This window comes from Stenotrophomonas sp. YJH_SMC_127 (assembly GCF_059372445.1).
Genome location: NZ_JCAFVO010000019.1, coordinates 1 through 10,624, shown reverse-complemented (window position 1 = coordinate 10,624; position 10,624 = coordinate 1). Strand labels below are relative to the sequence as shown.

The window sequence follows — 10,624 nt, the reverse complement described above, 5'->3', positions numbered from 1 at the left end:
GCCGGCCAGCGGCCGGCACTACCCCTGCAACAACCGATGCATCGCCCTGGTAGGTGCCAACCTTGGTTGGCACGAAATCCACAGCGCCGACCAAGGTCGGCATCTACCAAAACCGGTTACCGGCCAGCGGCCGGCACTACCCCTGCGGCAACCGATGCATCGCCCTGGCAGGTGCCAACCTTGGTTGGCACGAAATCCACAGCGCCGACCAAGGTCGGTATCTACCAACGGCGGTTACCGGCCAGCGGCCGGCACTACCCCTGCGGCAACCGATGCATCGCCCTGGTAGGTGCCAACCTTGGTTGGCACGAAATCCACAGCGCCGACCAGGGTCGGCATCTACCAAAACCGGTTGCCGGCCAGCGGCCGGCACTACCCCTGCAACAACCGCCGCTGCAACCGCTCCACCGCACGCTGCAGCAACACCCGGTTGCGGGCCAGCTTCATCCACTGCGGCAGGCGCGAAAACATGGATCCATTGTGTACAGCGCCGCGCTCGCGCAGCGTCGATACCGCATAGTCATGCAATGCCTGAAGGTGCTCGGCGTTGTAGGCCCAGAGCAAGCCTGCGCGAGTCGGTTCGACCAAGCGCAACGGCAGTCCGAAATGCGGATCAGCAGCCTCTGCTTCGCGCAGCGGGGAAGCCGTGACCGAAACATCACTGGTTCGTCCACACTGCTCACAGCGAGCAGGAAAAGTGGTCGGTGCGGGTATACCCGATGCAATGTGCCGATTGACGCACAGCCATTGATGACCACAGTAGCCGCACGGTCGATGTCCCTGCATGCGCATCGCACCGACCCAATCCGAGCCATCCAGGGACGCACTGCAACCGGTGCAGCGGAACCGTGCTGACGTCCTGCAGCAAATCTTGCTGGTAACCACCCAGCCAGGCGTATCACAACGATGGCAGCGCACCGCGACCCGGTCGGAGAACGACCGAAGACCACGACCATCATCAAAATGTCGCCCTGCCACCGGCGTCACTCGTCCTCGTCGACCTTGGGGGCGCCGCACCGTCATCAGACGTAGATCCGCGTCGGCGCCTCGTCGACGATCGCGTGTGGCACGAAGCGCGCACTGTCGCGAGTGATCGCGCTGTCATCCTCGCGGATGCCGATGCCGCAGGCATGGTCACCGATCACCCAACTGCCGATCAGCGGATAGCCGCCTTCGAAGCGGGTGAGAGGATGCGCACGCTGGATGATCGCCGGGCCGTCGTAGGGACCGTCGCTGCGCTGGGTGCTGCCATCGGCCAGGTGCATCTCGATGTTGGCGCCTTCGCGCGAGAACAGCGGTTTGCGCACCCAGCCCGACGCCAGCGTGCTGCCGTCATCGAAATGCGCTTCCAGCAGGTTCGGATGGCCCACGTTGCGCTGCCACAGCAGCGGCAGGATGCCCTTGTTGCTCAGCACCGCCTTCCAGGCCGGTTCCAGCAACTGCACGCCCGAACCGGGCAGCGCGCGGCCGAATTCCTCGGCCATCAGGTCTTCCAGCGGATACAGCTTGAACAGCGTGCCGATCACCGAATCATCCAGCGCGGTGAAGCGGCCGTCCTCGGACAGGCCGATGTCCTCGATGGCGATGGCCTGGCCATGCAGGCCGGCCTGGGATGCGCAGTCACGCAGGTACTCGACCGTGCCACGGTCTTCCTCCGAACTGCCGACCGCGCTGAAGTACAGCGGCGGCGGCAGCTGCGTGGCGAGTTCGCCGAAACGCTCGACCAGCGCTTCGTGGATCGCGTTGAACTGGTCGGCATGCTGCGGCAGGCGACCGGCATTGCGCTGGTCTTCCAGCCACTGCCACTGGAAGAAGCTGGCTTCGAACAGCGAGGTCGGCGTGTCGTAGTTCAATTCGTATAGCTTGGCCGGGCCGGTACCGTCGTAGGCCAGGTCCAGGCGGCCATAGAGGTGCGGCTGGCGCTGGCGCCAGCTGTCGGCGATCCAGTCGCGGTAGTGCGACGGAATCGCCAGCTGGTCCATCAAGCGTTCGCTGCCGATGACATCACCGACCAGATCCAGCGCCATCTGGTGCAGCTCGGCGCTGGGGTCTTCGATGTCCTGTTCGATCTGGCGCAGGGTGAAGGCGTAATACGCGCTTTCATCCCAGTACGGCTGGCCGTCGATGGTGTGGAAGCGGAAACCCGCCTCTTCCGCGCGCGCCCGCCACTGGGCACGCTCGGCAATCCGGATGCGCTGCATGGGTCGATCAGCCGCCGTAGCTGCCGCTGGTGCTACGGCGTGCGCTGGTGTTGCCGAAGCCACCACGGCTGGCAGTGACCGCACGGTTCGGCTCGCTGGTGACCGGCGCCAGGCCGGCCTTGCCGGCACCGATGCCGCTGGCGGTGTTCAGGCCACCGGTGCCACCCGGTGCCGGGCGCGCCCAACCCGCATTCTTGTCCTGGTAGGCCGGTGCCGACGCCGGCGCCTGCGGAGCGAGGCCGCCGCGGTTGCTCAGCATCTGCGACATGAAGAAGCCCATCATCATCGGGCCGATGAACGAGGTACCGGCCGAGGTGTGCTGCTGCACGCACTGCTCCGGCTTGTAGTCCTTCTCGCAGGCTTCCTTGCTGGCGTACTTCGGCGCCGCATCGGCGGCCTGCTTCTGCGCTTCGGCGAACGCATTGCGGCACGACGACGGATCGCCGGTGGCCTCGGTGCAGGCCTCCACCGAGGTATACAGGCCTTCCTGCACCTTCACCTCCGGCTCCTTCTGGCAGGCGGTGAACAGCAGCGGCGCGGCGCTCATCAGCAGCAGCGCGGTGGTGCGGGAACGTTTCATGGCCTCATGCCCTGTCGACGGATCAATGCCCCAATGATGCCAAATCCGGGCCAGCAACCGGAATCGGCAAAGTGCGAAAGATGAACGGACTTTCATTTTCGTCGGCATTGGGGTCAGAGCCCATCGCGCCGCGATGGGATCCGACCCCAGGCGACGCACCGCTCTGGTAGGTGCCAACCTTGGTTGGCACACATCCCGCGGCGCCCGGTCATGCCCGGCGCGCTCAGCCAAGTCTCCGGCAAGAAGCCCCCTTGTTGTTCAAGGGGGGCGCGCCGAAGGCGCGGGGATAAGGGGAAATGCGCGGACCGCCAAGCCGCTGCAAGCGGTGAAGGTGGTTGCAGCAGCAACCGAAAAAATTGGCCATGATCGGCTGCCCCCCACGTCGTACGGCCCGCCCGTTCCGCCCGCCATGCCCGAATACCGTTCCCGCACCTCCACCGCCGGTCGCAACATGGCCGGCGCCCGCGCCCTGTGGCGCGCCACCGGCATGAAGGACGGCGACTTCCACAAGCCGATCATCGCCATCGCCAACTCCTTCACCCAGTTCGTGCCCGGCCACGTGCACCTGAAGGATCTCGGCCAGCTGGTCGCGCGCGAGATCGAACAGGTCGGCGGTGTCGCCAAGGAATTCAACACCATCGCCGTGGACGACGGCATCGCGATGGGCCACGACGGCATGCTGTATTCGCTGCCCAGCCGCGAGATCATCGCCGACGCCGTGGAGTACATGGTCAACGCGCACTGCGCCGACGCGCTGGTGTGCATCAGCAACTGCGACAAGATCACCCCCGGCATGCTGATGGCCGCGCTGCGCCTGAACATCCCGGTGGTGTTCGTCTCCGGCGGGCCGATGGAAGCGGGCAAGACCAGGCTGTCCGAGCACAAGCTGGATCTGGTCGATGCGATGGTGGTGGCCGCCGATGACAGCGCCTCCGACGAGAAAGTCGCCGCGTTCGAGCGCAGCGCCTGCCCCACCTGCGGTTCCTGCTCGGGCATGTTCACCGCCAACTCGATGAACTGCCTGACCGAGGCGCTGGGCCTGTCGCTGCCCGGCAACGGCACCACGCTGGCCACCCACGCCGACCGTGAGGCGCTGTTCCGCCGCGCCGGCCGCCTGATCGTCGAACTCTGCCATCGCTGGTATGGCGGCGAAGACCCCAGCGTACTGCCGCGCGGCATCGCCACCCAGGCCGCGTTCGCCAATGCGATGACCCTGGACATCGCCATGGGCGGCTCCACCAATACCATCCTGCATCTGCTGGCCGCCGCACAGGAGGCGGAGGTCGACTTCGACCTGACCCACATCGACGCGCTGTCGCGGCGCGTGCCACAGCTGTGCAAGGTGGCGCCGAACACGCCGAAGTACCACATCGAGGACGTGCACCGTGCCGGCGGCGTGTTCGGCATCCTCGGTGAGCTGGACCGCGCCGGCCTGCTCGATACCACGGTGCCGACCGTGCACAGCGCCAGCCTGGCCGACGCGCTGGAACGCTGGGACGTGGTGCGCAGTGACAACGACACCCTGCATGCCTTCTTCAAGGCCGGCCCGGCCGGCATCCCCACCCAGGAGGCCTTCAGCCAGGCCACGCGCTGGCCGACCCTGGACATGGACCGCGCCGAGGGCTGCATCCGCTCGCTGCAGCATGCGTACTCACTGGAAGGCGGCCTCGCCGTGCTGCGTGGCAATCTGGCCGTGGATGGCTGCGTGGTGAAGACCGCCGGCGTGGACGAATCGATCCACGTGTTCGAAGGCCCCGCGCGTGTCTATGAAAGCCAGGACGCGGCCGTCGCCGGCATCCTCGCCGACGAGGTGCAACCGGGTGAGGTAGTGGTGATCCGCTACGAAGGGCCGAAGGGCGGCCCCGGCATGCAGGAAATGCTCTACCCGACCAGCTACCTGAAGTCGAAGGGACTGGGCAAGCAGTGCGCGCTGCTCACTGATGGCCGCTTCTCCGGCGGCACCTCGGGCCTGTCGATCGGCCACGTCTCGCCGGAAGCCGCCAGCGGCGGTGTCATCGGTCTGGTGGAGAACGGCGACCGCATCCGCATCGACATCCCGGCCCGCCGCATCGACCTGCTGCTGGATGAGGCCACGCTGGCCCAGCGCCGCGCCGACGCCGACGCGCGTGGCTGGAAACCGCGCGCGCCACGCCCGCGCAAGGTTACCAGCGCGTTGAAGGCCTACGCTTTGCTGGCCACCAGCGCCGACAAGGGCGCCGTACGCAACACCGCCCTGCTCGGCGATTGATGCCGATCCGGTAGTGCCGGCCGCTGGCCGCCATCTGGGAAAAGGGGACGGAGGGGATTAAGTCGTTTGTGCCTCAAACGACTTAATCCCCTCCGTCCCCTTTTTTCAGCCGATCACGCGCTTGAACGGCGGCAGCGCGTCGATGATGCGCTTGCCGTAGCGGCGGGTCAGCAGCCGCGAATCAAGAATGACCACGCGGCCGGTGTCGGTGGAGGTGCGGATCAGGCGGCCGGCGAACTGGGTCAGCGTGCGCAGCGCATGCGGAATGGCGATCAGGTTGAACGCGTTGAGCCCGCGTCCCTCGAACCACTCGCTGAGGGTGGCGGTCTGCGGGTCGGTCGGCACGGCGAACGGCACCTGGGTGATCACCACCGTGGTGCAGGCCTCGCCGGGCAGGTCGAGGCCCTCGCCGAACGAGTTCAGGCCGAACAGCACCGAGCCCTCGCCTGCCTCGACACGCCGCAGGTGTTCCTCGATCAGCCGGGTCTTGGACATCTCGCCCTGCACCAGCACCTGCTTGCGGCGCGCGGCCGGCATCAGCCCGGCCACCTTCTCCATCTTCCAGCGCGAGGTGAACAGCACCATCGAGCCCTTGGCCCAGTCCAGTTCGGTGTCCAGGTAGCGCGCCACTTCGCGCGGGTGGCCTTCGCGGTCGTCCGGCGTGACCGGGAACTTCGGCACGATCAGTTCGGCCTGGTTGGGCAGGTCGAACGGCGACGACAGCGAGACCATCTCGGCCTCTTCAGGAATGCCGTTGTCGATCGCCAGCGCCTGGAAGTCGCCACCGCCGGTCAGCGTCGCCGAGGTCATCACCACCGAGTCCACTTCATCCCACAGCAGCTTGCGCAGCACGTGCGCGGCCGACACCGGCGAACCGTGCAGCACCAAGTCGCCATCGCGGGTGGCAGTCACCCAGCGCGCCATCGGCGGCGCGCCGTCCTTGTCTTCGCGGCGCCACGCCTGCCACAGGTTGTACTGCTGCTCGATCATCTCCAGCGCCATGCCCAGGTTGCGCTGCAGGCGCTCGCGCGCGGCATCGTCCGGCTTGCCCTTGGCCACCTGCGTGGTGGCCGCATGCGCCCAGTTGTAGAGGCTGCGGGTATCGTCGGCCAGTGCCTCGATCGGCTCGCGCCAAGCCTCGGGCAGGCGTCCATTGGCCGCGCGCCACATCGGCTCTTCGTCCGCCGGCGCCGGCATCCACACCCGCTCGATGTGATCACGGAACGCGCGCAGCTGCTTGGCCACGTTGCTGGCGACTTCGATCGCTTCGTTGGGCAGCAGGTTGCCGAGCCGGTCCTTGTCGACCGCGCGGTAGGCACCGGCGATCAAGATCTGCAGGCGGCCGGTGCGCTTGGCCATCTCGTCCAGCGCGAGGCTGGCCGCGCCCTGGTCGATCGCCACGTTGCCGATGTGATGGCCTTCGTCCAGCACCAGCAGCATGTCCGAGGGTGGCGCGATCAACGGCTGGCCGTTGTCGCTGTCACCGATCGACAGCGCCGACAGCAGCAGCGCGTGGTTGGTGACCACGATCTGTGCGTCGCGCACCGTATTGCGCGAGCGCAGCACCGCGCACTGCGCCGAATAGGCGCAGCGTCGCCCGGCACAACCCGAGGCCGGCGTGGTGATGCGGCTGCGCAGGCCGGGACTGATGGTCTCCGGCGCATTGTCGATATCGCCATCCCAGCTGCCGCTGGTGAAGGCGTCGGTCAGGCGTTTGGCGATGTCCATCTCGATCGGCGCCAGCGGCCGGTCGAACAGTGGCGCGTCATCCTCGAACATGCCGCCCTGCGAGCCCTCGCCCTGCGCCTCGGCGGCATTGCGCGTGCACAGGTAGCGGGTGCGTCCCTTGGCCAGCGCCACGGTCGCTTCCAGGCCGGTGGCCTTCAGGAAATTCGGGATATCGCGCTCGACCAGCTGCGACTGCAGCGCCACGGTGCCGGTGCTGATCACCAGCTTCTTCTTGGTGGCCAGTGCGATCGGCACGCCTGCGGTGAGGTAGCCCAGGCTCTTGCCGACGCCGGTCGGCGCCTCGACCACGCCGACGCCACCGCTTTTCGACAGCGCGCGCGACACCACGCCGATCATCTGGCTCTGCGAGCGACGGGTGGAGAAGCCGGGGGTATTGGCCTGCAGCGTCGTGTACGCCTTGCGGATCGCGTCCTTCAAGGTGTCATCGAGCGTGCGCGGAGCGGCGACGGTTTCGGTCACGCCGGGAACTACCGTAGCTGGATCAGGCCGGTCATTGTCGCATGGCCGGCCGCGTTCACTGTTGCTGGCACCCTGAACGAGCCAGCGACGACGCCCGCCGGCGCGCACGGTCCGAAGCCCGCGCCGCACAGGGGCGAAACACGCCGGGCGTGGCCCGGCGCCAGCGCTCAGGCGACCGGGGCGGGACGGCTACGCAGCAGGCGCACCAGCGCCCACACCAGCAGCACCACGCCGACGGCCTCGACCATCGCCAGCGCGAAGTGCACCACGCCGAAGATGGCGCTCATGCCCGAGATGGCGCTGAAGTTGCCACTGCTGACCAGCCACATCGGCAGCATGCCCGCCGCCAGGCCACCCAGGCTGGACAGCAGCAACAGCAGCAGGCCGACCAGCGCGCCGGTGCGGGTGGCATCGCGCGGCGCACCGACCACCCAGACCAGGCCGACGCACAGCGCGATCAGCACCGGCAGGCGCACGCCGACCATGCTCAGCACGGTCACCATCAGGGTTGTGCTGTCCATCGGTCAGTCCTCGCCGGCCAGCACGGCCGAGCCCTGGCGCAGCGACTGGTAGACCTCGCCGGTCTGCGGGCGCACGCCGTGCCACTGCAGGAAGCTCTCGGCGGCCTGCTCGACCAGCATGCCCAGGCCGTCGACGGTATTGCGGCACTGCGCCGCACGGGCCCAGGCCAGGAAGGCGATGGCCGCCTCGCCGTAGTTCAGGTCGACGGCAGTGGTCATCGAATTGACCAGCGACAGCGGCAGCTTGAACTCGACGTCGCGGTCGCGGCCAGCCGAGGTGGCATTGACGATCAGTTCGAAGTCGCCGAGGTCGCGCAGGTCTTCCCAGTAGCGGCTGATCGCACGGCCGGGCTCGCCCATCGCGTCGATCAGTTCGTCGGCGCGCTCCGGCGTGCGGTTGACCACCACCAGTTCGGTGATGCCGGCATCGAGCAGCGCCGGGGCGACGCTGCGCGCCGAGCCACCGGCGCCGATCATCAGCACGCGGCGGCCGCGCAGGTCCAGGCCGTGGCGGTCGGTCAGGTCGCGCACCAGGCCGATGCCATCGGTGGTGTCGCCGTGCCAGCGGTCGCCCTTGCGCAACAGCGTGTTGACCGAGCCGGCGCGGCGCGCGCGCGCAGTCAGCGTGGTGCACACCGAGAACGCGGCTTCCTTGTGCGGCAGGGTGACGTTGGCGCCGACACCGCCCTCGGCGGCGAAGGCCTCCAGTCCGGCCAGGAACGCATCCGGGGCCAGGTCGATCGCGCGGTAGTCGATGGCGATGCCTTCCTGGCGACCGAACGTCGCGTGGATCTGCGGCGACTTCGAGTGGGCAACGGGGTGTCCGAAGACGGCGTAACGGTCGGTCATGGAATCCTCAAGCTGGCTAGACTGATGCTCTTTCGTGCTCGGAACCGGATGATGCGCATCACCCCGCCCCTGCTGGTGCTCGCCGCCAGTCTACTCTCTGCCCCCGTGGCGATGGCGTTGAACGAGTACGGCATCGAAGGCATGGGCGTGGTCTCGACCCGCGCCGACGAAGGCCGCGCCACGATCAGCGCCGATGGCCAGCGCATCGTCTTCGCCCGCCGCGGCGAGGCCGGCTGGGGCCTGTGGCAGGCACGCGTGGTGGACGGTCGCTGGCAACAGGCACAGGCGCTGCTGGTAGGCGTGGCCGGTGAAGCCCGCGATCCCTACTTCAGCCGTGACGGCCGCTGGCTGCTGTTCGCGGCCGGCCGCGAGGGCGCGCTGGCGCTGTACCGCGCCGCGTTGGCCGCCGACGGCCGGCTGGGCCCGGCGCAGCCGCTGGCCGGTGACGGCGGGCGCCGGGAAGAGCGCGGGCCGGCCCTGAGCGCGGACGGCAAGCAGCTGTTGTTTGCCCGCCAGCAGGGCCGTGGCGCCGGCTGGGACCTGTTCGTGGCGACGCTGGATGCGCAGGGCCTGCGCGGCCCGGCCAGCGCACTGAGCGCGTTGAACAGCGCCGACGACGAGACCGACGGCGACTGGCTGGGCCAGGACGGCGCCGTGGTGTTCAGCCGCGGCAACGGCAGTACCGCGCAGGTCTGGAGCAGCGGCTGTGCGTGGAGCGGTGTAGCGCTGCAGCCGCTGGGGCTGTCGTTCAACCAGGCCGGCGGCTGGACCGGTGCGCCGGTGGTCGACAACGCCAAGCCGGGCGAGATGATGGTGGCCAGCAGTGCAGCGAAGGCGCCGCGTGCCGGTGGCGTGGACGTGTACCGGTTGGCGGTGCCGAAGGTGGCGGCGGTGGCCGGGTGCGCGCGGTAGCAACTGTCTTGTCAGGGGCAGCCGAGGGCCACCTCGGCGTCCCGCTTACGGGCGTTGAGGATCACCAGCATTTTGCGCATGACCGCTACGAGCGCCACCTTGCTCGCTTTGCCCTTGGCCTTCAGGCCAGCGTAAAACGCGCGCAGTCTTGGCTCGTACCGGATGGCCGTCAGGGCCGCCATGTAAAGGGCTTCGCGTACCACTGCGCGCCCACCACTGATCCGCCGTTGGCCCTGCCAGGTGCCACTTTCGCGGTTCATCGGGGCCAACCCCACCAGCGATGCTATGGCTTTGCTTCCCAAGCTGCCCAGTTCGGGCAACTCGCAGGCCAGTGTGCTGATCAGGATGGGGCCGACGCCTTTGAGCGCGCCGATATTCTTCCAGCCAGGCTGTCCCTCAAGCTGCTCGGCAATAGCTTTATCCAGTTGCTTCAGGTCGTCAGATAGCTGGGCTATATGGCGTTGCTTCATCGCAATCAGATCCGGATCGACCAATCGCCGCAAGCGCTGCATCTCACCGACCCGCATCTGCACCAGATGCCTGCGGCATTGCGCAAATTCAGCCAGACGCTGCTGCCGAGGGGCAGGCGGTACGTAGCGGGTCAGCGGTAACAAATGGGCCATCTGCGCCAGCACTGTCGCATCGAGCCGATCGGTCTTGGCGGCACGGCCCGTGCCTTGGGCAAATCGCCGTGCACGCGCCGGATTGATTCGCACCATCGGCAGGCCGGCGGCGTGCAATACATCCAGAGCAGCACGCTCGTAGCCCCCGCTTGCCTCAAGAACGACCTGCTTGATCGGCCACGTCTTCAGCCACCGAATCAAGCGCACAAAGCCGCGCTTGTCGTTGCTGAATTGGCGAAACTGCTCTCCATGGACGGCCACATCCAGCGTGGCTTTGCTCACATCGATCCCGATCCCAAACATGACAGAACTCCGCTAGGCTGACAGGGTCGAGAGCTCTCCCCCGCTTGCCCAGTCTTATCAGTTCGAGCGCCAACTCAACCAACTGTTCGGGCGGTTCAGGGAGAATCCGGCGTGGGGACCCAAGCTACTTCTCGGTCGCAAGACCTGGATCCACACGGTCGCCCACGCCGGGCTCTCGG

At 67.6% G+C, this 10,624-nt stretch carries 9 protein-coding genes; 2 read left to right on the top strand and 7 right to left on the bottom strand.

What is annotated here, in order from left to right; translation table 11 throughout:
• Positions 1 to 372: 372 nt before the first annotated feature.
• The 3 genes from AC5QAB_RS20935 to AC5QAB_RS20925 form a co-directional block, all read right to left on the bottom strand.
• Complete coding sequence (locus AC5QAB_RS20935; protein ID WP_329856827.1) at positions 373 to 792, bottom strand: hypothetical protein; 420 nt, start codon at positions 790 to 792, stop codon at positions 373 to 375.
• Between the two features lie 230 nt (positions 793 to 1,022).
• Positions 1,023 to 2,201, bottom strand: a complete 1,179-nt coding sequence (locus AC5QAB_RS20930) for a glutathionylspermidine synthase family protein (RefSeq protein WP_481479511.1) — start codon at positions 2,199 to 2,201, stop codon at positions 1,023 to 1,025.
• Between the two features lie 7 nt (positions 2,202 to 2,208).
• Entirely contained in the window at positions 2,209 to 2,781 is a 573-nt protein-coding gene (locus AC5QAB_RS20925; protein WP_005420172.1) for a DUF1190 domain-containing protein, read from the bottom strand.
• Between the two features lie 409 nt (positions 2,782 to 3,190).
• On the opposite strand from AC5QAB_RS20925, the gene ilvD reads away from it, so the two are divergent.
• Entirely contained in the window at positions 3,191 to 5,029 is a 1,839-nt protein-coding gene (gene ilvD, locus AC5QAB_RS20920) for a dihydroxy-acid dehydratase (RefSeq protein ID WP_495233604.1), read from the top strand.
• Positions 5,030 to 5,134: 105 nt separating this feature from the next.
• On the opposite strand, the gene dinG is transcribed toward ilvD, so the two are convergent.
• The 3 genes from dinG to aroE form a co-directional block, all read right to left on the bottom strand.
• On the bottom strand, positions 5,135 to 7,237 hold the full coding sequence (dinG, locus tag AC5QAB_RS20915) for an ATP-dependent DNA helicase DinG (RefSeq protein WP_049404916.1): 2,103 nt from the start codon (positions 7,235 to 7,237) through the stop codon (positions 5,135 to 5,137).
• Positions 7,238 to 7,404: 167 nt separating this feature from the next.
• Positions 7,405 to 7,758 (bottom strand): hypothetical protein, encoded by a 354-nt coding sequence (locus AC5QAB_RS20910; RefSeq protein ID WP_495233603.1) that lies wholly within the window; start codon positions 7,756 to 7,758, stop codon positions 7,405 to 7,407.
• A 3-nt stretch (positions 7,759 to 7,761) separates the two neighbouring features.
• A complete protein-coding gene (gene aroE / locus AC5QAB_RS20905) occupies positions 7,762 to 8,607 on the bottom strand; it encodes a shikimate dehydrogenase (RefSeq protein ID WP_032959067.1) in 846 nt (281 codons plus the stop codon).
• Positions 8,608 to 8,655: 48 nt separating this feature from the next.
• Between aroE and AC5QAB_RS20900 the strand changes: the two genes are divergently transcribed.
• Positions 8,656 to 9,519 (top strand): TolB family protein, encoded by an 864-nt coding sequence (locus AC5QAB_RS20900; RefSeq protein WP_495233602.1) that lies wholly within the window; start codon positions 8,656 to 8,658, stop codon positions 9,517 to 9,519.
• Positions 9,520 to 9,530: 11 nt separating this feature from the next.
• On the opposite strand, the gene AC5QAB_RS20895 is transcribed toward AC5QAB_RS20900, so the two are convergent.
• Positions 9,531 to 10,445, bottom strand: coding sequence for an IS110-like element ISStma6 family transposase (locus AC5QAB_RS20895; protein WP_495233601.1), 915 nt, complete (start codon positions 10,443 to 10,445; stop codon positions 9,531 to 9,533).
• Between the last annotated feature and the right edge of the window lie 179 nt (positions 10,446 to 10,624).